Here is a 22,021-nt window from a genome sequence, read left to right as displayed (position 1 = left end):
TCAATAAATGCGCGAAGCCATAAAGAATTCATATGTTTTTCCAGATACAACGGAGTACCACTTCCCCACAAACGCATCACTTGAGCCATTGCCCTCAAATGCGGTTTGCTCTTGCGTAACCCCCGCCTCAACAGGGAACGACTCACGTAAACTCAATTTACCAGCCAGATAACTACCGGCAAGGTTAATTTTCTCTTTTTTTCCAATGTAAAAATAACTCCCAGTCAAGGCACCAAGATTTTCAGAATTGTGAAGGACGCCATCGATCCAAAGAGTTTTATCGACCCATCCGCCGTATCGTCCAAAAGCCGCTTGCCCAGGCTTGCAATTCTGCAAACAAAGCAACGCTCCCGCGTCGGGCTCGTCGTCCCCTGGGAAAAAGTAAATTGCATTTTTTTTCGATGCCAGCCCATAAACAGGGATATTGACTACTAAGCCACGTTTTTTAGCTGCCTCGATGACTGCACTTTTTTCTAGACTCAAAGAATCAGACTGATACCCCCTTCCGCATAATGCTTTTTTTGCCGCATCAAACGGTGAGTATTGCCTATCCATAAGAGCGTCACCTCTACATTCATAGCCGCTCCAGTAGACCGTTGGCGTGTTCATGGCAACGCCTCTTGACAAGGAAACTGCTCGCTCAGCGCGCGCAGCCCCACCTACGTAGGTAAGCAAGAGAACGTCCCAGTTCTTTGAAGAGGTTGTATTACTTCGCTCAACAATATAAAGCCCTTTTGATTTTAACACTAAATAACTGTCGAAAACGGTTTTCCTAAATGGCTGATCGAAAATCATTTCGTGAGATGTTGAGTCCCTTAGGAAACCATTTTCATCAATAGCTATAGCGCAACCGGAGTGCGCACCACAAATTGTTACCTCTGGAAGCTGATAACGTAACTCAGCGGGTGTCGTTGTCAGAGGCAAAAGTGCTAGCATAATCGAGAAGATAATTTTCCTCATTGAGTCACCTTATCAATCATGCTTTCCAGATCGAGCCATTGATCAGGATAAATCATCTGAAGCCTCTTGCGTATCGAATCCGCATCCTTAAAAGGATACACGACGACTTTTCCGTCTTTCGCTTGACCGTCCCAGCCGGCTGGAAGACTTTTCATTGCTGCGACATCCCTTTCAAAATCATCTTTGCAGGAGGTTTTGGTAGATTTATATACGAATATTTTATAAAAATCACCATTATAATCCGCCACCTGTGAATTTATTGACCATTTAACAAGCACCACGATGCGGCACCACCCCCAGTAAAACACAGTTGCCACCTCTGGGCTGGCGCCGTTTATCTCATACTTGTCAAGTACCGATTTTTCACCATCATCACATTGCCATGTTGCCAACAGATCAAATGGAACAACACTCAAAGGGTCACCTTCAACGGGATGAAATTGTTTGGAAAACAACACCGAGCAGCCGACCCGACTCGCTCCAGCAGACATCGCAATCGGCGACCCTTCAGTAGCGTAGACAGGAGGCGATATACATGCAATGCATATCAGGAACGCGAGCGTACCTCTTAATCCTTTTGCCATACCTTCCCTCGCTTAATCCCAATCGCTCTCGTAAAGGCGCTCCTTTGACGGCAAGCGTGATCATGGCTTCTGCGTGAATCCAAATTTTTTCGAAATGGATTCGACGGTTTTTCTATCTCGATTATCTAATTTTAATTTTTTATGACTTGTCTCAATGAAAGGCCACAACGCTTCATTCGCCTCAGCGGGCTTACCGTTTTTTCTCGTGTTCGTTGAATTCTCCTCTTCCATACGCATGAAATAAGTGAAGGTTCTTGCATACTTTTCACTTTGTTCGGCGACTTTTTCATAGTAACCCGAGAAATCTATGCCGTCGGCACAAATACTGTTAACCTCCACGTTTCCAACGCGGATACGAGACGGATAAATAAATGCGCCGGCTTGCTTTCCTGAAATAATGTCAGCATCAGCGTCGATCATCTCGTTGTGAACAGGATTGAGTGGACCTTTATAAAAATTCGGCCCCTTTTTTAAATGAAGCGTGGCCTTTGCGAAGCAATCCGAAGGCGTAGCCGGACCCTGAGGCGTGGCTCCCCCAGCTACAAGTAGCGTTTTACTTTCGCCAGAATCAATCAATATGGCGTCGCCATGCGGGCCGGCATATACGCGTATTACACTTCCACACATTGCATATGAGATGTGAAAAAATGTAAAGCCACACAAAAATAATGCGGCAGCTGCTTGAATTTTTTGACTAATCATGGATCGCAGCCAGCGCTTTTTTACTAAGAAAGATTGAGCTTGTGCACTCGACGCACTGACTTGCATGCAGAGCACGAGAGTAAGAAAGATAGATTTCCGCACAAATATCATTTCAATCCTTTCCGGCCTCAAAATTATTCAACTGGAAATATTTTCCCAGATGGCACAGATAACCAATTACCTTTCAAATTGGCAAGATTTGCACTCAAGTTAAATAGGCCACTAATATTTTCATTATTGGTCAGCTCCAAGAACTCCATCGAATCGTCAGATAAAATGCCGAAAAAATTGATTCGATCACCTTTGTTTTCGTACATATAGCTCCCATATACACACTTACCAAGATTGGAAATATAATATCGAATATTATATTTTCCGATCATCGCAATCCTGGAAGGAATTTTCTTCGAAATTTCTCGCGGCACGATACACTCTAAGCTGTTTACGTGAAAGAGGACGCGGTCGCCAGATGTTCCAACAAGAGCAAATTCCCCGTCCGATATCCCGCCGGGGATGAGTTCGTAACCTCGGACGGAAAATATTTTTATTCCGTTTTCGTCAAACACCATCGTAATTTCCTTGGATGCGTCTGGATATGATTGCGCCGTGCATAACACAACATGATATTTACCGTATTCAATACCCAATGGGCTCTTGCAATCTTTCGTTATATCATTCCGCAGCCAATTAAACTCCTTTCGATATTGAATGAGATGTTCTTTGGTAACCGCCGCATTAGGGTCGAAATTACGCAGCGGCACCAAGGAGCAAGACACTCCAACCGAACGATTTTCGTCGTTCGAGTCAAAAACAGATTTGTAAGCGCAATTAGTGTACGCTACACCGTTCACCTCAATAATCGGAATGGTGATATCGTATTTATCACGCGAGCCATCAGTAATTATTCTGATAACTGGGCTGCCAGTCACAGATTTTTCGACATCTGATGACATAGCCGGATTGCTAACCAAAACATTAGAAAACCGACCGAGATTTTTTTCTCCACTATAGAGAGACAATACATTATATTTCGTTGAAAAAGATAGAGTTGGCGTCGACGCGGAAAAGGCTGGCGAAACAATCAATATCGACGCGAGCATAGTCGACCCTAAGAATTTCTTCAACATTTTTACAACACCATAATTTCTTTTAATTTCACGGTAAACCTCGCGATTTCCTACGTACAGTCATTACCATTTTGTTTCGGAAATTCATATATGCTCTTTCGATTCGCTGAATTTACGACAGTCCCGTATCATTTGCTTTTACAGAAGGAAGACTATTCTCAATCCACGCACACTGGAAAATAAATCTCCTACCGATATCAATTTCAAATTAAATTTCGTTTGATCAGCATTAATTCAACACTCCGACAGACACTTCGATCGGCGATTTTTCGGTGGCGTAGACAGGAAACGATACGATTGCACCGCATGGCAGGGACGCTAGCGTACATTTTGATCTTTTCACCGTCCATTCGCTCCGTTAAAGTTGAGTCCCAATTGTGTTTTTCGAGAGTGCCGCCCCTTTATTCAGTTTGCTAAGCTTGGCTGAGGGCGGTAGCGGGGTCGCAGCCTTTAATGACTCACGGGCTGCGAAGAATGTACCGGCGGTGCGAATTGATCGAATATTTTGGACAAGATCGGCATGGCATATTCCGTTATATTGACAAAATCTAATACCGATAAAATGCCTGTCTCGCAATGCAATCGGATCTGTCTTCACGTAATCTGGAGACGGCCAATCTGCAATTTCCTTCGACATACGAGCGCCAGTCTTTATTGTCATCTTTTACGTAAACGTCCATTAGCTTAGAAATAAATTTTTCTCGCGAACCAGCCTCGTAGAGCTTCGGGACTACATCCAGTGCCTTATAAAATCCCAATGCTCCAATCCCAGCATTCAGATACTGAATTTCTTCTGTCCGAGCTCTTATTATCTGATCCAGGCACGTCCATTTATCAATCCCTGCTTCCTCGCCAGGGGATGTGCCATCAAAGACGCCTTGGCAGGTAGCGTCTTTGTACGTGAGCCACTCCTTTTCCGTGCGAACGAGGATTCCCTTGTCGGCGGCGGATAGTTTTGTCGCTAAGTCGTCGTAGGCAAGATTTAGATTTTTGTCTGAATATTCGAAATTCGCCCTTACACACGCCTCAAGTTCTTTCGTGACGTTACCGGTACACATCGACTGCGATGCCTTCGCACAAAAGGATGTGAAGGTAAAGATCAGAAGCAATATTGTCTTTTTCATGATCTCATTTGAGACATGAACGTTCGCGTCACCTTTGAGCAGCAGAAGTGGTTACCCTTTTGATTGCACGCAACAAGACCGGATCAGCGGATATTTCTTTGTTCCTGTATAGAGCCGACAGCCTGAAATCGTCCTCTGGCGTTAGGAATCTTCCTTGACCAAGAAGCAACAACGTCGCCGCATAATATGCATTTAAGGGCTCAAACAAGGCCGAAGGATTGAACCTCATAATCTGTCTCACAAATTCGTTGATTTCGTCTTTTGCCAAATTCTTGTTTGGTTTCACGTCAATACTTTCTACTTTTCCCAGATGAAGTATTGTTTGAACGATGCCAATTGATACCAGCGCGCCATGATTCAGTACCACGTAGTTATATGTGATACTACCCTCCATTCCACCTGAGTTCACAACGATTGACAAGAAACCCATATCACTTGCTTTTACGGAAGGAAGGTCGTCTGCATCGTACACATATACCAATAGATCTTTCTCTCGATCGACATTCAATTTTACGGTCACAGGATTCGTCCGCATTCCGTCCGCATTGCTGCTTTCCGCGATAGAATATTCGCCACTATATGCCTGTCCATTGAAAAATTTTCCGTTCAGCGATTCCGCTTTCGCAGCATTGGATGCTATGAACATCAAAACAGCAAGCGAGAACAGAAACCTCATTACCAAATCAAATTTTCGATTTCTTGGCATCAACTGCCTCCACAGCTTCCTTGATACGTTTCGGATTTTTATTGTAAAAATCACTGTCATAAAGAGAGCTCTTTTCCATCTGATAGTCATTGAATTTCAGTCCCGGATTCGTCGCGCATTTTTCCGCCCCGAGCATTTTTGCCAGTTTATTTAAGGCAACAAATCGGTCATCCACATGAGTGAATCCGCCATTAACCGCAACCGTAATGGCATAAAAGTCATTCCTGTCCGCCTTTGGGTTGATATCACCCCAATGACTTCCATGTCGCCAGTACCAACATCCGGAGTGGGTGGTATGGTCGATACTATGACTTACCTTATCCGGATTCGTGCCAATGGTCGTATCGCCGACAAAATTTCCGTAGGCAGTGTAATTTGTATCATGAGTGAGCTGAATTAAGCCACGGCCGTGGAAGTTCGAGCCTCCGTGATAATTATTCCAGCCAGAAGGGATCGACCCGTCTTTATTACGATATTCCTCATTTGTCCTCAGCCCATCGCATTCGTGAGACATTTGGGACAGAAAATGAGCCTTTCTGACGCAGGTCATCATATCGTTTTCGCGCATGTACTTATTCAACATGTCAAGAAACTTGTTTTTATCAAATCCATGCACTGATGCATCGTGAGCGGCATGAAAGAGCCCCTTCAACTTGACATCTGACGGCAAGAGTAAATCGAGTTCTTCCTCAGTAATGTCTTTATTACAGGAGCAAGTTCCTTGCGAAAAATTCCCAATCAAAGCCATCGGATGAATATGATTCACCACCGGGCTAGCGGGAAATTCTTCCACCTTACCCTTCACTGAATCCCACCACTGGAGCTTTTTGATACGCTCCAACTCGCACTTCCAGTTCTCGGCCGCATTCCGCATGAGCGGCGTGAGTGCTTCCCAGCGGCTCGTGCCTCCGCCCCATTCGCTCTCGTATTTCAGGATGACGTGTCCCAGATCGCTTGCCAGCCACCGACGCCCAAGTGCCTGCCGCAACTTGACCGCAGTCACAACTGCACTGCCATCCTTGCCTTGTTGATCTTTTGTGCCATTAGGCGACGGCAGACGACTTACCGTCTGCTCAAGCTTCGACAGGAGAGCACTGTTGCCTACGGCCGCAGTGGACGGTGCGAATGCCTTCTGTTCTTTCGGATTCGCCGAGCCGGTGACCGAGAGATTTCGTTTGAAAGCATCGGTGAGGTTGATCCCCGTTGCGTCCACAATTTCAAAGCCCGGCCATGCCCACGGACTCTCCCAACGGGTGCCGGGTTGATTTCCGCTACCGTCAGATTGCTTCCCGCCACAAACCCAACCCGTGGCCGCTTGCCCCGAACCTGTAGCGACTTCGAGGCGCCACCAGGATACGCCCTTGTCGTCGACCGCAACGTTTCCATCGCCGAGCGAATTCAATTCCGCACGCGGGTACGTCACCAGATCGGAGTTGACCGGTGAACTGGCCTGGCTCAATTGCAACGGAAACGACTTCCAAGCCGGCAATCCATTCGGAGAATCGAGCCGGCTTAAGTTCGAGCGTGCAATCCAGACCGCCCCTTGATACTGCTGCGCTTGGCCTGACGGACCAGAAATCCACGGCTGGACCTGTACCCAAGGGCAACTTTTCGGGCTCGCAGGGGTAAGCGTAAGTTTGGCAAGCCGCACCCCGTCGCCGAGTTTGAGGTCGGGGTCGATTGGCTTTGCCACAAGCTTCGCACCTGCCTGTATAACGAAGATGGTTCGGCCACTGTCGTTGGGAGGCAGATTTGCAACCCGCGAGCGACTTTTCTCAATGAACGCCTTGAGCGTTTCGTCGGCGAAAACCTCCAGATGCAACAACTGCCGACTCGGGACCGGTGGCAGAGGCGTTGAGGTTTCGTAATCGATGTACTCTCCAAGCTGCCCCAACAATGCTCCCGCATCCACATGGATAGGATGATCTTTGGGCGGAGTAATCACGGTGCCAACGCCCGTCGGCTCCTTCAAGGACCGTTGATCTTGCAACTTGATCCACCCCCAATCCCCTTCCGGCGTCAGCGGTACAGTTTTCGGTGCTGAAGGAACATGGGAATTCTCGCCGGCATTTGGGCTAGCAACATCATCGTCCGGTCGGGTCCATGGATTGTTCAAGTCGTCGGAACCAAAAACCGCCCCGCCGGTGGCGGCAATCATAGCCCCCGAAGTCACCTCCTTGATGTGCCCCCACGATCCACGCGTTTCACTGATCGTGACTTCGCTGCCTTCGGGCAGAAAGCCAACCGGCTCCCCCTGAACGTACTGGCCTTTTTTCTTGCCATGCATTGGCGCGGTCAGTACGAAAGCCCCGGATGCGCCACCGCCAATCTGCGTGTCTTTTGCCTTTATGCGAAAGGCGTCCACACCAAGCCACCAGCCCGGCCGGTCAAGTTTGTCGTCCGCCAGATAAGTGCTCCAATCCGCCATGTGCATATAGAGGCTGAAGAACGTCAGCGTCTCGTCCTCCGGCTGCGGGGCGGAACTTCCAGGTGCTGGAGGCATTGTCATCTTGTGCCGGACCAGCACAAAACCTGTCGAATACAAAGCCCAGTGCCGCGTCTGCGTGAATTGCAGATGCGGGTACGTATCGTCGAGCTTGTAGGCAACGATATCTCCATTGGCGATAACCCGCACGCCCTTCGACTGGTCTACGCGCGACCCGGAAGCCGGGCCGAAGTGAACGCCGCCGTGCGGAAAGCCATTTACACCAAGCGGAAAAAAGCCATCGCTCATCGCGCCTAAGGCACCATAGAAAATCTGCGGGTCAGTGATTTCCTTGCCGTCCTTCGCTGAAAACGGATAACGCCAGGTCAGCGATGTGGCAGTCGGTGCACTCGCCGGATTGTTCTGCGGCGCTGGTGGATGGTTTTGTGGAGAGGCCATTTGCAGATCGAATGAGATTAGCCGGAAAACTTGGAGCCATGCCCGGTCAGGTCAGGGAGGTCATTTGCCGCGGGTAGCGTTGATGAAATCTGCATCGACGCCGCGCCCTTCTTCTGGACCGTGATGACCTTGAAGAACAGATCGGCGGGACCACCGAGCGTCACATTGCCGTCCTTTAGCTGAATGAACGCGCCGCCGCATTCGAGGACGAGTTCGTTCTTCGCGCTGACGCGGACTGTGCCGTTGATGCTCGATACCGATACATCCTGATCGGCTAGCAGCGACATCGCATCGCTCTGAGCCTGAATCTCGACAGGGCCTTTAGCGGCATAGATCTTGATGCCGAGCTTCTGGGCGAACATCGAAATCAGGTCACCAGCGGCGACAGTGAAGCGCTTCACCACGTTGAAATCGGCGTTCTTCCCAGCTACCGTGTTGATGCTGCCCTGCGCCGCGAACTGAACGCCCTGTCCCGTCACAAGTGCCGCCGAAGCTGGCGTGCTCATGAGCAAACCCGGCTTCTTCAAACCATCGAAGTCGTCCTTCATCTGCTGCTGGGCGTCGGTGTCGGCAGGCTCGGCTTTCGCGCCGCTGGCGGATGCCGCTAGTGCTTTTGCAGTGGCCAGTGCGCTTTCAATCTGCGCAATGGTCTCCTGCATGTCGAGCTGCTTGCCGTTCGCGTCCGGCCGATCGTACGCCGTGAGGTGCAGACCCTTGCCCGCGCGGCTTACGCCATAGCCTGACGTCCTGAGCTCATAGCCTTCACCCCTGTACTCAAGCTTCGGGTTCACCAGATAGCCGAGGTTGAGCTGTGACTTGCCTGAGTGCTCCGTGCTGAGCTTGATGCCCTCCTGACCGGCCCAGTCCTCCATCCGCAGTTTGTTGTTGCTCTGCGTACGTATCATGTTGCGCGACAACCAGCGACGATCGTTTGTCACCAGATCGCGCGCCTGGCTATGGTGATGGAAAGCCGTGATTTCCGGCTTGTCGGGATCGCCATCTCTAAATGAGATCACGGCTTCATCATTGTCCAGCGCGACGAAGTGCATGCCCGTCTGCAGCTTGCCCGCGAACGGTTTGGCCAGGCGCAGCGGCACGCTCTCGCCGCCATTGGGCCAGTCGGAAAAGTCCACGTCGAAGCGGACGACGTAATAGCCCGCAGACGTCAGATAGCCATATTTGTATTTATCAGGACTGCAAACCCGTGCACTGAGCGTTCCGGCAATTTTCGGCCAGGTTTCCGGTTTCAGTTCCAAACGGAAGCGCCGGTCGGCAGGAATCGCCTTGTAGCTGTTGGTGTAGGGCTTTTCACGCGCACCGCTGTGAGTGACCTCGACGATCACCTGACCCTTGGGCGCGTCGGGCAGCGTAACGTCGGTTTCCAGCACGCGCCCGCACCGCAGCGCCAGCACGTTGCTCTCGCCCTCGAATACCACCTGCCGCGCGATAGCCGCCTCGTGGCGCAGTTGCGCCTCCCACTTCGCACCCTGCTGGTCGAGATGGTTTGTCCCGTAGATGTACGGCTGGCCGTAGGTCGTCGGATCCTGCGGCGCGACATTGGCGCTATCTTTAAAGCGTTCCCACGCCTGCTCGGGGTTGTAATCCGCAACGACGAACGACTGCGGCACCGTGACCGTGTGTGTCTTGAGCGACGTCACCGCCTCAACTCCATCCGCTTCGAGGCCAGCCGCTTCACGATACGGCACGATCAGCCGTGGGTCATAGAGATAGTGATCGATGTCATCGCTAAAGACCACCTGGTCGCCGTACTCCGTCTCCACTACATAGCAGTAGATGCCAGACTTCTCCATCAGCATTCGCACGTAGGCCAGATCGTCGACCTTGTACTGAAACCGGAAGAGATGTTTGAGGTACTGGTTCCTGAGGCGAAACGAGTACTGCTCCGGCCTCAGGCCGTGACGGCGCATCACCGACTCGATAATGTCGGGCGTAGACTGGTGCTGATAGGTCTGGGTAGTCGTGACCGCGGCAAGCCGTCCAAAATGGGACGTCAAGACGACACGGTACTTCGTATAGTCCTTCGTGGTCTGGATCGTTGAGAATCGCTCGATGTATCCCGAGAACTTCTTCGGAGCACTATCGTCAGGCACGATCGTGAAGACCGCATCGCGGTTCAGGTAGTCGGTACGTGCGAGCTGTTGCGGATGGGTCAGTTCAATGCAAACTTCAATCGGCTCGCCCATCTTCTCGGTTGCATCGAATGACACGACCGACAGTTGTGCCGCGCTGACGGTGCCCGGCACATCCAGAAAATAGGCCTGCCGTCCTGTAAGCGCCGTTACGCTGGACACAGACCTTCTCGCTTCGTCATACAGGCTTGCCATCTTTTTTCGACTCCTCACCTGATCAGCACTACTTGACAACTGCTATGCGTAAAAACAGATACAGCCACGCAAGCGATGCACATTCGGGAGGAGACGATACCCGCCTTCATTCCGCTGGTGAAGGGTCGGAAGCGGTAACTGATGGTGTTTGTTGTTTTTAATCAATCACTGAGATTTAGTCTGTTTCTGAGATGGCTGCCATGCTAAATATGTTCGACTAATCGATGCTTGGACAGATCAAGAACTGAACGATGAGCGCAAGCTTCCAAAGCAGTAGGCAGCGAGACATGAAGACCGCAGCATCCGATCCATTTACGCAAACGCCGGCGGGCTCGCATGCGCGTGTGGATCCGCTTCGCCTTGATCACCACCTCGCCATCATCGACCGGAAGCTGGCCCGGCAGATCGACGCCATCCTGCATCACCCGGCTTTCCAGGCATTGGAATCCGCATGGCGTGGCCTGCAGTTTCTGGTCGATCGCACGGACTTTCGCCGCAACGTGTGCATCGAGGTACTCGACGTCTCGAAGGAGACCTTGCGGGAGGACTTTGAGGACGCCCCCGACCTGATCCAGAGCGGCCTGTTCCAGCTCACGTATGCCCAGGAATACGACACGCCCGGCGCCTACCCCATCGCGGCCATCATCGCGAACTATGAGTTCGACGCCGGCACCCCGGACATTGCGCTGCTGCGGAATCTTTCGAAGGTGGCGGCTGCAGCGCACATGCCATTCATCAGCGCGGTCTCGCCGGCCTTCTTTGGCCGCTCCTCCATGGAGGAAGTGTCGGGCATACGCGATCTCGCCGGTTACTTCGAACGCGCGGCCTACCTCAAGTGGAAGGCGTTTCGGGAAACGGAGGATGCGCGCTATGTCGGACTCACGCTGCCCCGGTTTCTCGCGCGCCTGCCGTATGGGCCCGATACGAATCCCGTGCGGGGTTTCAACTACACCGAAGACGTGCGCGGCGGCGGCCGCGACGCTTTTCTGTGGGCAAACGCGGCATTTGCCTTCGCCGTGAACCTGGTCAGGAGTTTCGTGCGTAACGGCTGGTGCCTGCAGATCCGAGGCCCACAGGCGGGCGGTCTGATCCGGGACCTGTCAGTGCACCTCTATGACCTCGATACGGGGCATCTGGGCAAGATCGCAACCGACGCGCTGATTCCCGAAACGCGCGAATTCGAATTCGCGGAGCGTGGCCTCATTGCACTTTCGTACACCAGCAATCACGATCACGTGTGCTTCTATTCCGCCCATTCAACGCAGAAGCCTGCCGTTTTCGATACGCGTGATGCCGCAGCGAACAGCCGTATCAACGCGCGCCTGCCGTACATCTTCCTGCTCTCTCGAATCGCGCACTATCTGAAACTGATCCAGCGCGAGAACATCGGGACCACCAAGGATCGCAGACTGCTCGAGCTCGAGCTGAACAACTGGATCAAGGGGCTCGTGACGGTCATGACGACACCGGGCGACGACCTGCAGGCGTCCCACCCGCTGCGCGAAGCCCGGGTCGAGGTGGAAGACGTCGAAGACAACCCGGGCTTCTTCCGCATCAAGCTGTTCATCGTTCCGCACTTCCAGATCGAGGGTATGGACGTGAGCCTGGCACTCATGTCGCAGATGCCGAAGGCAAGACGTTGAATGTTGTCCCCTCTCCTTACCTGAATTCCGACCAGCACCAGCAATGAAGATAACGAAACCTCTGTGGGCGCGTGGCATTTTCATGACGCCGCAGCACTTCCAGCAGCAGGCACTGTGGGAACAGTTTGCCAATGACCAGACTGCCCGTATGGCCAGCCCCGATGCGTGGGGCGTGATTCATGTCGCGCTGGATACGCAGGCGCTCAACGTCGACCGGCTGCAGCTGGCGAGGCTGGGCGCGCGTCTGCGCGACGGCACGCTCATCGATAGCGAAACGGCTGACTGGCTACCCGCGGCGCGCAGCCTGGCCGACGTGCCGGCCGGCGTCGAGGCGGTCACGGTGCTCGCCGGCGTGGCGCTCGTCGATGCGCAGGGCGGCAACTGCGTGGAACCGGGCGAGAAGCCCCCGCGGCCAAGGCGCGTCACCCGCGAATTCCTCCATGTCGTCGACATCAACGGCGAGGGAAAGGAGGAGATCAGTGTTGAACGGCAGATCGTGGCGTTGCTGTTCGATTTCGAGAAGACGGACGACTATGTCACATGCCCGCTCGCGCGGCTCGTGCGCACGCCGCAGGGCCGCTTCGAACCCGATGAGACGTTTGTGCCTCCATGTCTGTTCCTGTCGGCCAGCACGCGGCTCACGCAACGCATGCGGCGCCTGTCCGAGATCCTGACAGCCAAGAGCGCGAGCCTCGCGGTACGCCGCAAGGAGCGCTCAGACCAGATCGCAGACTACGCAGTGTCCGACGTCGCGCTTTTCTGGCTGCTGCATTCGGTGAACAGCACATGGCCAGAACTGGCGCGCCTCGCTCAGGCGCCCGACCAACATCCCGAGCGCCTGTATGCGGTGCTCGCGCGACTCGCCGGATCGCTCCTCACCTTCTCGACCACGGAAACATTGCAGGCCATTCCCGCTTATGACCATGCCGCACCGGAACCCGTGTTTGCGGAACTCGAATCCCTGATCCGCGCGCTGCTGGATGCGGTGATTCCATCGCGGGTCGTGCCCATTGCGCTCGAACGCCTTCGCACTTCAACGTGGCTTGGCCACATCAACGACGAGCGGCTCACCGAAGGCGCCGACTATTACCTGTCGGTACGCGCCGCCATGCCCGCCCATGCCCTTCTCGAGCGGCTACCGGAGCTCTGCAAGATGGGGGCCCCCGACGAGGTCGAGCACATTGTCAACTCCGCGCTGCCAGGCATCGCGTTGCGTCCCGTGTCGCGCCTGCCGGCCGCGATCCCGGTGCGCATCGAAAACCAGTATTTCGCGGTGGACAGCACGGACCCGGCCTTTGGGCGAATGATTGCCGCGCGGGTCTGCCAGATCTATCTGCCGGCCTCGATTCCCGAGGCCGAGCTTGAGGTCTATGCGGTGCTGCCGTCATGAAGATCGCCACAACACCTCCGCTCGACCTGTTGCCCGTTGCCCTGCGCGACACGGCACGCACCATCGTGAAGCTGCGCAGCGGTAACCTGCCGTCGCTGGAAATCCTGCGCAAAGACTGTGACGCGCAGCTCGCCAGTCTGAGCGACGAACTGCAGCGGCGTGGTCAGCCGCGTGACGTGATCGATGATGCGCTCTACGCTCAATGCGCCCTTCTCGATGAAGCGGCCCTCAATGGACTCGGTGCAGACGCGCGCGATGCATGGGAACGCGAACCGCTGCAAGTGCGCGCGTTCGGGCGCAACGATGCGGGTGAGGAACTGCTGCGGCGGATCAGCCAGCGTCTTCGCGAGCCAAGGCCAGTATTGCCGCTGCTAGCCATCTTCGCCGCCGTGCTCGGCCTCGGATTCAAGGGTCGATTTGCCGCAGCCGGAGGCGACGCACACATGAGGCTGATCCGTGAGATCGACGAGCGTCTCACGCGGGCCGCGGGTGGTGCCGCGCGGGATCTGGCCGGCCCCATGGTGGTGAATCCGTCCCGGACGCGCCGCCGCGCCCTTTCGCCATTGGCCTGGGTCCTCATTGCGTGCGTCGCAGCGGGGCTCGCGTGGTTCGCCATCGACCGGTGGCTGCTGGCGTCGATCGCCGGCATGGCACGTTGAGGGACTCATGCGTATAGGACCTGGGCTCTTCGAGCGCATCACGGGGCACTTCGCCGACGGCTCTGTCGTGAGCGATTTCACGCCGGAGGATCAAACGTTCCTTTCCGTGCGGGATAACATCGAACGCATCCTGAATAGCCGGCGCCGCTCCCTTGCGCATCTGCCGGATTACGGTCTCGATGATCTGTCGGAAATATACCGCCACCTGCCCTCATCAACGCACAAGCTCAGAAACGCCATCGAGGCGACGCTGCTGAAATACGAGCCGCGCCTGAAGGCGGTTGAAATCGAAGTGCACGCCCCGGAACCCGGCATGGTGGTCAGCTTCACGATGGTGTGCCACCTGCACCAGGAGGGACTGGTGCGCTTTGACACGGTGTTCACACCGGACGGAAAAACCCGACTCCGGATGCTGCAGGCGGCGCTTGACCGGTATTGACGCAGTACTGACGAATTCAACACGAACAGGAGAATGAGATGGGAACGATGCTGGCAGTCAAGGGCAACGGAACGACGACCGGGGGCGAAGTACTGGACGGTGACGAGGACTTCTCCGACGAAAATGGAGCGCTCGCGAAAAACATGGGGCTCGCATCCTGTGGGCGCTGCGGGCACAACGGCCCCATGCTGGGCACAGCCACCGGCTGGGGACTGACGGGTGAGACCGCAGTACGCGACAACGATATCGTGGCGTGTCAGTGCCCGCGTGGCGAAAACCGCGTCATCGCACGGTCGAACTACTACGACGAATAATACATACGGCCGGTCGCATGCGCCCGTGCTGCTGTCTCATCCGATGTGGACAGCCCGATCTCATTGCGTCAACGACAGCATGCGTGCCGGATCCAGCACGGTCATCTCACCCTGCAACTCGGCAAGCCTGCGCGCCAGCGCCGGTTTGTCCACATCCTTGCGGCCGCTAGTAGCCTTTAGCGCCCGGACGAGCTGCTGCTTGACATCGAACACCAACGGCGGATCCCAGCGCACAAGCGGCAGCGATTTCCCCGCCGCATCCAGCTCGAGCAGCAACGCCATGGCCGTATCCGCACGCTCTGCATTCTGCGCAAGGCGTGCCATGACGAACCGCTGCAAAAAACGATGCCGCTCCGTTTTCATGCCGGGCAGGCCCTCAAGCCAGACAAACGCCGCTTCGATGCCGTCGCGCGCGGCCAGATCCCTCGCCTGCGCCTCGATCTCCGGCCAGTCACCCGCGGCCCCTTCCTCGCTGTCGGCCGACACCGGCAGGGGCGCGAGCGTCTCGCCCGCTTCGAGATTACGCACGACTGCGTGTCGGGCGATCCACTCGAGCGTCGTATCGTCCGCGAATGGCGTTCCATCGTTGAATGACAGGCGCTCGATTCCGGGTAGTCGCTCGAGGAAAAGCGCGAAATCAGCTCGCAGCAGTTCCCGCCATAGGCTGTGCGGCGCGCCGACGTGATCGAGCGCGACGTGCTGGAAATACTGAAGGTCGAACCAAAGGTGATTGACGCCCTCCATGAAGGCACCCTCGACGCGCTCAAGCAATTCGTTCCACTGCTTCTGCAGGACGAGCCGCTTCATTTGTGCGCGCAATTCCTGGCGCGGCGCGGCAAGCCGCGTATGCGAGGCAGCATCCGCCGGCGGCACTTCATGCAAGGTATCCCAGCGAATGCAGCGCGCGAGACGTACCGACGGCAGGTAGCCCTGTTCCTGGTCACGCAGCCACGTGGCCATCGCCCGCGCCTGCTCGAGCAGATCGCGCGTCGAGGCAATGCTGCCTGTCGACATGCCGCCCGCCATGGGAGACGAAGGTGCCTGCGAAGTGTCAGTGGCGATGCCCGCAGGCTCTCCCCTGCGTTCGAACCGGGAGACAAGTGGTTGCAAGTTCGGGCGCGCGGCTTCTGCCCACGCTGCCGTGTGCGTGACAAGCACATCGAGCGCCGCAAGCGAGCGCTCGAGCCCGGGCGAGGCCAGTTCGCCGCAGCGCTCCAGCAGTTCGATCATGCGCGTGGTGGCCAGCATCTCCAGTGCGCCTTTCTTCGCTTCCGCGCGCGCCGGCAACAACGAGTCCCCGAACCTCTCGATGAGCGCGGCGACTAGTTCCAGCCCGTCTGCGAATCCAGCCGCCCCATCCTGCCTAAGGCGCGCCCCGGCGTAATAGCCGGCTACCCTGAGATCCTTGCCGGTCTCCTTCAGCAGTTGCTCGCACGAGCTCACGATCAGTGCGTCATCGATACCGGAAAGCTTGTTCGCCTCGTCCTTGAGCGCAAAAAACGCGTCTTCGTAACCGGGATCGCGCCCAACGCCGTTTCCGCCGGACAGCGGTTGCAGCCAGGCGCTCCAGTTATCGAGCCGCGAGCGTGTGATCTGTTCAGCGTCACGCGATGGAAACAGTGCCTTAAGCAGGCCGGACAGCATTGGCGGATCCCCGTATGCAGAGCAAAAAAATGACGCCGGGGCGGTACATTGCCGCGGCGTGGTTCACATGGACAGCGGCCCGGTCAGCTCTTGGCCTTCGGCATCTGCGACACAAGCGACAGCCCGATGTCCATCCCCTCCACCTGGAAGTGAGGGATGACGAAGAGCTTGATGCGGAAGAAGCCCGGGTTGTCCTCGATATCCTCGACGGTCACCTTCGCCTCACGCAGCGGGTGGGACGCCTGCAGGTCGTCACCTGGATCCTTCATCTCCGTCACAAGACCCTTGACCCAGTTGTTTAGCTCGAGTTCGAGCACACGGCGGTCCTTGGTCGTGCCGATGTTTTCGCGCTGGATCACCTTCAGGTAATGCGCAATACGCGAGAGCAGGAAAATGTACGGCAGGCGCGCATTGATGCGGCTGTTTGCCGTCGCTTCCTTGGTCTCGTACAGCGCCGGCTTCTGTGCCGAGTTGGCCGAGAAGAAGCACGCAAAGTCGTGGTTCTTGTAGAACGACAGCGGAATGAAGCCAAGATTGGCAAACTCGAACTCGCGCGTTTCGGGAATCAGGACCTCGCTCGGAATCTTCGGCTGCACGCCGGTACCGAGGTCGTACAGGTGAACCGGCAGATCCTCCACCTTACCGCCTGCCTGCGGACCGCGAATCTGTACGCACCAGCCATTGTTCACAAAGCTGCGCGTCATATTGGCCGCAAACGCGAACGATGCATTGACCCACAGGTAACGGTCGTGGTCCGGGCCCTTGACGGCCTCTTCGTAGTTGAATGCGCGGACCGGCACGGTGTCCTTCCCGTACGGCAGGCGGCCGAGCACGCGCGGCATCGTCAGACCGACATAGCGCGCATCGTCCGTATCGCGGAAGCTCTTCCACTTGATGTACTCAGCGCGATCGAAATAGTTGCCGATGTCCTGGATGGCCGCCACTTCTTCCATCGACTTCTTGCCGAAAAACGCCGGGCCAACGGAGCCGATAAATGGCATGTGCGCTGCCGCCGCGACCTTCGAGACGTTGCGCAGCAGCGCGATGTCCATTGGCGAATTCACGAATTCGAAATCACTAATCAACGCGCTGACCGGCTGACCGCCCGGTGTATCGTATTCCTCAATGTACGTGAGGCGATACAGGCCGCTCTGGATGAGTTCGGGCGTGTCCTCGAAATCGCGCTGCAGCGCTTCCTTCGACACGTCAAGTACTTCGATGCGGGCATTCCTGCGAAAGTCCGTGCGGCTCACCAGCATCTTAAGGCCACGCCAGCGACCTTCGAGCGCCTGAAACTCCGGCGTGTGCATGACCGCGTCAAGCTGCCGGCTGATCTGGCGGTCAAGCTGGCCGATGTGAAAGTCGAGCAGCGATTTGTCGAGCCGGTCAACCGGCTGGCTCGATTTCGCGACGAGATCGAGAAATGCACCCATGCCGCGCGCGATCCGCTCGTCGGCCGACGCCTCGGAGAGCATGTCGTTGTCGCGGAATGCCTCAAGCGGGCGCGCCGCAGCGACGGGTTTGAGATTGATCTTGCTGCACAGCGATTCGTACACGCTGCCGGGGGCATCAAGCACAACGGTCTCAGTTGCGCCTTGCTGGGATTCGTTCTGGTTCATTGTTTGTCCTGTCTGCGTCTGTAGCGTCACCTGGTTACGAAAAGAAGTGAAGGCCTGCTTCGGCCTGCGCCCCTCAGGCATGGCCTTCCGGTTGCGTGGCGGCCGTGGCAATCTGGCCCAGTTCGCCACGCAGCTTGTCGGACAGACGCCGGTCCTTCAGAATCTTCTCGAACTCGCGTCGGAACGTGACGTTATCGAGGAGGTTCGATTTCAGGTCACGCAGCAGGTTGCGCATCGCGAGAAGCGCCTGGAGCTCGGGAATCTGGTGGGCGACCTGCTCCGGCTCAAAATCCTTCATCGAGCGGAACGAGAGGTTAACCGGCAGCTCCGAGCCGTCCGCAGCCAGGGTATTGTCGGCCGCAAACTTCAGGTCCGGCGCGTAATCGGCCAGTACCGAATCGAAGTTATTCTTGTCGATGTTGACCTTCTTGCGTTCAGCCAGCGGCGCCTGCTCCCGGCCCGCACTGAAGTCGCCTGCGACCAACAGCTTGAGCGGTAGCTCGACCTTCTTCTGGGCGCCGCCCGTATGCAGGTCGAGGGTGATTGAAACACGGCTTTTCGGAATCTCTCGCTGGAAGCTATCCATCAGTAATCCTTATAAATAGGTTTTCAATCTTCGCAGGTGTCGACCGTCGCGAAGAGAGAGTCCTGCACACGCACCGCGAATGCTTGTCCGGACAGCTCTCTATGCAAGGCTTTCAATCATGCGACCCTTTTGTGGAACGGTATTAAACAGGTTTATGGCCATTACGTCAAAGCCTGTCCTTACATAGAAAAACAACGAATCATCAAAATTTGTAAATTTCACTGGAAAATCATTTCTCAAAAAATAACGTGCTGCCTTTAGATACCCCGCGAACACTCTGTGACCACGCATCCCCTCCAGATGAGCACACAACGTAAGGTTATTTGAGTCAAGGCGCTGTGGCGCGCAGCATTGATATAAATCAATATACGTTCTTGTAAGTATTCTCAATGACTATCCCTAAATTAAGAATTTAGGCGCATTTAAATTCATAGAAATTTACTCAACCATTCGTCTGATAATTCTCTATGCCAAAGTCAAAATTGACATATAAAATCTCACCGCCTAACAGAAAGCGGAGACCCTACATTGCAGACAGATAGCCCATCCTGGCCAGAAGACGTCTCCCTCTCGCGGCACGTGTACTTGTGGACTTCGTCGCGAGCAATTTCCGAGATTGTTAGCAAGACTTACGAAATCACCATACCGGCGCGTCGGGGCAACCGATCCTGCGTTGGATATCCGCGCGCATGATCACCCTGACCTTGGCACGCGACAGGCGTGCCCACATGAAATCCGTATCGGACGTTGCACGTTCCGCGTGCGTTGGCATATGCGATCTGCTGCAAGATACGGCGCTGCTCGTGACATCACTTGCGTCCGGCGGAACCGTTCAGGATGCGGCAAAGTTTCGCGAGCGCTGCAGCCAGCTTGTTGATGAGTTCGCCAATGCACTTGCGCAACGCGGTTATCCAGAAGACGTCCAGCGTGAAGCGCTGGTTGCTCAGTGCGGACTGCTCGATGAAATGGCGCTGCGCCATCTATCGACCGAAGCCCGCACAGCGTGGGAACTGGAACCAATGCAAGTCGAACGTTTCTCCATCCACGATGCCGGCCGACGTGTCATCGACTGCATTGAGTCGCATCTCCAGGAAGCATCGCCTGACACCGACCTGCTCGAGTGTTACGCGACGATTCTCGGTATGGGTTTCATTGGCCGCTATGCCCGCGAGGGAGATGCGAAACGCACGGCGTTGATCGCCGCGCTCGATACCCGGCTGGAACTGCTTCGTCCGCTCGTGGAAGAGCCCTTCATGATTGATCCCGCCGCAGGTCCCCAGCTTTTCAACGGACTCTACCGACTGGTGCCGTGGATCATTCCCGCTCTCGTGTGCCTTGTTGCGGTCGCTGTCTGGGTTGCCGGAAGCAACGCCCTCGACGCGCAGTTCTCGCAGTTTGGGTCTGCAAAGGTCAACCGGCGATGAAATCTGATCTGTCCGTACTCACCGCTGGTTCCGCGTCATCGCAGGCTTCGGGTCATGAAGGGCTTGGGTATCCCTTGCGTCTGATGGTCGTGTTTGCAATCGCTCTTGCTCTCACCGTAATCTGGCTTGTGGCCAGACCTGGCCTGGGTCTCGCGTGGACGCTCACGGTCATGGTCGTGAGCGCCGGCCTTCTGCTGATGCTGTGGCGCACCCGGCTGTCTGGTGGTGCGCGCAGGGATGGCGCACATGTGCTGACCGCTCTCGGCGCAGCAACCGCCGACATTCCGCTCAGACTGCGTACGCGCATGCCGCTCGTACTGGTCACGGGGGATGATCTGCCCGCGCTGTTCGACCGGCACGACGGACAACGCTTCGCGCATGTAGGTGACGGCGCCATCTGGCTGCGTGTGGACCGACCGCAGGACCTGCCGCGCATGGCCGCCGCCGTCAGACAGTGGCGCGACGGCCGTTCACCGGACGGTGTCGTGCTTTCGGTGGCGCCAGCCCGTCATACGGACCCGGAAATGCTCACACAGTCGCTGCGGGTGGTCAGACAGGCAGTGGCAGACGCCGCGCGCATGCTAGGTTCACGCGTTCTTCCAGGATATGTCGCGGTCTATCAGCGGCTCACGACCGAAGGCATTTCCGGCACGCCGCAAAAACTGACCTGGGGCCATGGCGCGTTGGCATCGGCTGATCTTCTCGCACCGCAATGGTATGGGGCTTCGTCCACCGCCCGCATACTGGATGCACGGCATTTCGAGACTGTCATCCGTGCGGCCGGGCGCGAAGCATGGCGCGTGGCGGACAGCAGCGCGCCGGCAACCCGCGCCGCCGCACTCGCCTCGATCATTGGCTGGACACAGCGGGTCGTGATTCACGCACTCACCGACCCGCGGCAGCCCGATACGTCCTGGGCACTGTTTGGCGCTGGCTGGATTGATTGCGGACCGGCATGCGGGCCAGGCCGTCCGTGGGAAAGCGATGTGCAGATGCAAACCGGGGTCGCGCGCGCACCGGGCGCAGCTTCGCCGATGCCGTGGCCGCTGCCCCAGCGGCTGATTCGGGCGATGCCGAGGCGCTACTGGATGTCGCCACGCCTCATCGCGCTCGCCCACGCACTGGCTCTATTTGCCTGTGCGGCCGCCGTCGCGTTCTTCTTCTCGATCCGGCACAACGAGGCATTGCTGACGCGCATGGGCGCGGATCTTGGCCGCTATTCGATGATCCCGGCCAACCACGATGCCGCAAAGCGTGATGCCCTGCAGACGCTCGTCGCCGATCGCAACGAGCTCGAACGTTACGCACGTACCGGTACGCCGTTGCCGCTGTCATTCGGCATGTACCGCGGCGCCCGGCTGATCCCTCCACTCAACGACGCGATTGCATCGTATCAGCCGCCACCGTCACCGCCCGCTGTCGTGACGCTCGACAGCATGTCGCTCTTTGACAGCGGCAAGGCCCAACTCAAGGACGGTTCGACGCGCGTCATGGTCAATGCGCTCGAAATGATCAGGGCGCATACCGACAAGCGGATTCTGGTGGCGGGCCACACCGACAACGTGGGTGACCCGGACAGCAATCTGAAGCTGTCGACGGCCCGCGCCGAGGCCGTACGCAACTGGCTTATCGAAGCGTCGGGTATTCCCGCTACGCAGTTCGCCATTCAGGGCTATGGCGATACGCGCCCCGCCGCTGATAACCATACCGAAGCTGGGCGCGCAAAAAACCGCCGCGTGGAGATCACGCTTGTGCCTGACGCCGCGCAGCAGTTCCCACCGGGAAACACGCCAAAGGAAGGCGGCCCTCAGGAATCCGCCGCACCGGCACGCACAGATGGACAGCGTGGATAACGCATTTTTTGTCCCCGA

18 protein-coding genes are annotated in these 22,021 nt (G+C 56.1%); 7 read left to right on the top strand and 11 right to left on the bottom strand.

Features of this window, described 5'->3' with window-relative positions; translation table 11 throughout:
* The 8 genes from BUS06_RS37410 to BUS06_RS11445 all read right to left on the bottom strand — a co-directional run bounded on the left by BUS06_RS37410 (position 1) and on the right by BUS06_RS11445 (position 10,432).
* Positions 1–960, bottom strand: coding sequence for a hypothetical protein (locus BUS06_RS37410; protein WP_143787500.1), 960 nt, complete (start codon positions 958–960; stop codon positions 1–3).
* On the bottom strand, positions 957–1,544 hold the full coding sequence (locus BUS06_RS37405; protein WP_143787499.1) for a hypothetical protein: 588 nt from the start codon (positions 1,542–1,544) through the stop codon (positions 957–959). Before BUS06_RS37405 ends, BUS06_RS37410 begins: the two co-directional genes overlap by 4 nt.
* 60 nt (positions 1,545–1,604) lie before the next feature.
* The gene (locus BUS06_RS37400) at positions 1,605–2,312 is read right to left on the bottom strand and encodes a hypothetical protein (RefSeq protein ID WP_143787498.1); all 708 of its coding nucleotides are present in this window, start codon (positions 2,310–2,312) and stop codon (positions 1,605–1,607) included.
* Positions 2,313–2,380: 68 nt separating this feature from the next.
* Positions 2,381–3,373 carry a hypothetical protein gene (locus tag BUS06_RS37395; protein ID WP_143787497.1) on the bottom strand — a complete coding sequence of 331 codons (993 nt, stop codon included), beginning with the start codon at positions 3,371–3,373 and terminating at the stop codon, positions 2,381–2,383.
* Between the two features lie 548 nt (positions 3,374–3,921).
* Positions 3,922–4,497 (bottom strand): lysozyme inhibitor LprI family protein, encoded by a 576-nt coding sequence (locus BUS06_RS11465; RefSeq protein WP_074264374.1) that lies wholly within the window; start codon positions 4,495–4,497, stop codon positions 3,922–3,924.
* A 28-nt stretch (positions 4,498–4,525) separates the two neighbouring features.
* Complete coding sequence (locus BUS06_RS11460; RefSeq protein WP_143787496.1) at positions 4,526–5,203, bottom strand: hypothetical protein; 678 nt, start codon at positions 5,201–5,203, stop codon at positions 4,526–4,528.
* A complete protein-coding gene (locus tag BUS06_RS11450) occupies positions 5,181–8,087 on the bottom strand; it encodes a glycoside hydrolase family 19 protein (protein ID WP_167379384.1) in 2,907 nt (968 codons plus the stop codon). Before BUS06_RS11450 ends, BUS06_RS11460 begins: the two co-directional genes overlap by 23 nt.
* 17 nt (positions 8,088–8,104) lie before the next feature.
* Positions 8,105–10,432: a type VI secretion system Vgr family protein gene (locus BUS06_RS11445; RefSeq protein ID WP_074264372.1), complete on the bottom strand. Its 2,328-nt coding sequence runs from the start codon at positions 10,430–10,432 to the stop codon at positions 8,105–8,107.
* A gap of 287 nt (positions 10,433–10,719) precedes the next feature.
* On the opposite strand from BUS06_RS11445, the gene tssC (BUS06_RS11440) reads away from it, so the two are divergent.
* Genes tssC (BUS06_RS11440) through BUS06_RS11420 form a run of 5 tightly spaced genes read left to right on the top strand, consistent with a single transcriptional unit; the run spans position 10,720 to position 14,877 of the window.
* The gene (gene tssC, locus BUS06_RS11440) at positions 10,720–12,075 is read left to right on the top strand and encodes a type VI secretion system contractile sheath large subunit (protein WP_074264371.1); all 1,356 of its coding nucleotides are present in this window, start codon (positions 10,720–10,722) and stop codon (positions 12,073–12,075) included.
* Between the two features lie 43 nt (positions 12,076–12,118).
* Complete coding sequence (tssK, locus tag BUS06_RS11435; RefSeq protein ID WP_074264370.1) at positions 12,119–13,465, top strand: type VI secretion system baseplate subunit TssK; 1,347 nt, start codon at positions 12,119–12,121, stop codon at positions 13,463–13,465.
* The gene (locus tag BUS06_RS11430; RefSeq protein ID WP_074264369.1) at positions 13,462–14,124 is read left to right on the top strand and encodes a DotU family type IV/VI secretion system protein; all 663 of its coding nucleotides are present in this window, start codon (positions 13,462–13,464) and stop codon (positions 14,122–14,124) included. Before tssK ends, BUS06_RS11430 begins: the two co-directional genes overlap by 4 nt.
* A 7-nt stretch (positions 14,125–14,131) precedes the next feature.
* Positions 14,132–14,563: a type VI secretion system baseplate subunit TssE gene (gene tssE, locus BUS06_RS11425; protein WP_074264368.1), complete on the top strand. Its 432-nt coding sequence runs from the start codon at positions 14,132–14,134 to the stop codon at positions 14,561–14,563.
* Positions 14,564–14,601: 38 nt separating this feature from the next.
* Positions 14,602–14,877 carry a PAAR domain-containing protein gene (locus tag BUS06_RS11420; RefSeq protein ID WP_074264367.1) on the top strand — a complete coding sequence of 92 codons (276 nt, stop codon included), beginning with the start codon at positions 14,602–14,604 and terminating at the stop codon, positions 14,875–14,877.
* Positions 14,878–14,937: 60 nt separating this feature from the next.
* Here BUS06_RS11420 and tssA read toward each other — a convergent pair whose 3' ends face one another.
* From tssA to tssB, 3 genes are all read right to left on the bottom strand, one after another.
* Positions 14,938–16,521, bottom strand: coding sequence for a type VI secretion system protein TssA (tssA, locus tag BUS06_RS11415; protein ID WP_074264366.1), 1,584 nt, complete (start codon positions 16,519–16,521; stop codon positions 14,938–14,940).
* Positions 16,522–16,604: 83 nt separating this feature from the next.
* Positions 16,605–18,140, bottom strand: coding sequence for a type VI secretion system contractile sheath large subunit (tssC, locus tag BUS06_RS11410; RefSeq protein ID WP_074264365.1), 1,536 nt, complete (start codon positions 18,138–18,140; stop codon positions 16,605–16,607).
* A 73-nt stretch (positions 18,141–18,213) separates the two neighbouring features.
* The gene (gene tssB, locus BUS06_RS11405; RefSeq protein ID WP_074264364.1) at positions 18,214–18,726 is read right to left on the bottom strand and encodes a type VI secretion system contractile sheath small subunit; all 513 of its coding nucleotides are present in this window, start codon (positions 18,724–18,726) and stop codon (positions 18,214–18,216) included.
* 689 nt (positions 18,727–19,415) lie between these two features.
* Between tssB and BUS06_RS11400 the strand changes: the two genes are divergently transcribed.
* Both BUS06_RS11400 and BUS06_RS11395 read left to right on the top strand, forming a co-directional pair.
* Positions 19,416–20,150, top strand: coding sequence for a DotU family type IV/VI secretion system protein (locus BUS06_RS11400; RefSeq protein ID WP_074264363.1), 735 nt, complete (start codon positions 19,416–19,418; stop codon positions 20,148–20,150).
* Positions 20,147–22,003, top strand: a complete 1,857-nt coding sequence (locus BUS06_RS11395; protein ID WP_074264362.1) for an OmpA family protein — start codon at positions 20,147–20,149, stop codon at positions 22,001–22,003. The genes BUS06_RS11400 and BUS06_RS11395 overlap by 4 nt, the downstream gene beginning before the upstream one ends.
* Positions 22,004–22,021 lie beyond the last annotated feature (18 nt).

The sequence above is a fragment of the Paraburkholderia phenazinium genome, from assembly GCF_900141745.1.
Lineage (GTDB): Bacteria > Pseudomonadota > Gammaproteobacteria > Burkholderiales > Burkholderiaceae > Paraburkholderia > Paraburkholderia phenazinium_B.
This window is presented reverse-complemented; position numbering and strand designations above follow the sequence as displayed.

Excerpts from the sequence above, each read along its gene's own strand:
- BUS06_RS37410 (WP_143787500.1), bottom strand. The coding sequence starts at position 960 with ATGAGGAAAATTATCTTCTCGATTATGCTAGCACTTTTGCCTCTGACA.
- BUS06_RS37405 (WP_143787499.1), bottom strand. The coding sequence starts at position 1,544 with ATGGCAAAAGGATTAAGAGGTACGCTCGCGTTCCTGATATGCATTGCA.
- BUS06_RS37400 (WP_143787498.1), bottom strand. The coding sequence starts at position 2,312 with ATGCAAGTCAGTGCGTCGAGTGCACAAGCTCAATCTTTCTTAGTAAAA.
- BUS06_RS37395 (WP_143787497.1), bottom strand. The coding sequence starts at position 3,373 with ATGTTGAAGAAATTCTTAGGGTCGACTATGCTCGCGTCGATATTGATT.
- BUS06_RS11465 (WP_074264374.1), bottom strand. The coding sequence starts at position 4,497 with ATGAAAAAGACAATATTGCTTCTGATCTTTACCTTCACATCCTTTTGT.
- BUS06_RS11460 (WP_143787496.1), bottom strand. The coding sequence starts at position 5,203 with ATGCCAAGAAATCGAAAATTTGATTTGGTAATGAGGTTTCTGTTCTCG.
- BUS06_RS11450 (WP_167379384.1), bottom strand. The coding sequence starts at position 8,087 with ATGGCCTCTCCACAAAACCATCCACCAGCGCCGCAGAACAATCCGGCG.
- BUS06_RS11445 (WP_074264372.1), bottom strand. The coding sequence starts at position 10,432 with ATGGCAAGCCTGTATGACGAAGCGAGAAGGTCTGTGTCCAGCGTAACG.
- tssC (WP_074264371.1), top strand. The coding sequence starts at position 10,720 with ATGAAGACCGCAGCATCCGATCCATTTACGCAAACGCCGGCGGGCTCG.
- tssK (WP_074264370.1), top strand. The coding sequence starts at position 12,119 with ATGAAGATAACGAAACCTCTGTGGGCGCGTGGCATTTTCATGACGCCG.
- BUS06_RS11430 (WP_074264369.1), top strand. The coding sequence starts at position 13,462 with ATGAAGATCGCCACAACACCTCCGCTCGACCTGTTGCCCGTTGCCCTG.
- tssE (WP_074264368.1), top strand. The coding sequence starts at position 14,132 with ATGCGTATAGGACCTGGGCTCTTCGAGCGCATCACGGGGCACTTCGCC.
- BUS06_RS11420 (WP_074264367.1), top strand. The coding sequence starts at position 14,602 with ATGGGAACGATGCTGGCAGTCAAGGGCAACGGAACGACGACCGGGGGC.
- tssA (WP_074264366.1), bottom strand. The coding sequence starts at position 16,521 with ATGCTGTCCGGCCTGCTTAAGGCACTGTTTCCATCGCGTGACGCTGAA.
- tssC (WP_074264365.1), bottom strand. The coding sequence starts at position 18,140 with ATGAACCAGAACGAATCCCAGCAAGGCGCAACTGAGACCGTTGTGCTT.
- tssB (WP_074264364.1), bottom strand. The coding sequence starts at position 18,726 with ATGGATAGCTTCCAGCGAGAGATTCCGAAAAGCCGTGTTTCAATCACC.
- BUS06_RS11400 (WP_074264363.1), top strand. The coding sequence starts at position 19,416 with ATGATCACCCTGACCTTGGCACGCGACAGGCGTGCCCACATGAAATCC.
- BUS06_RS11395 (WP_074264362.1), top strand. The coding sequence starts at position 20,147 with ATGAAATCTGATCTGTCCGTACTCACCGCTGGTTCCGCGTCATCGCAG.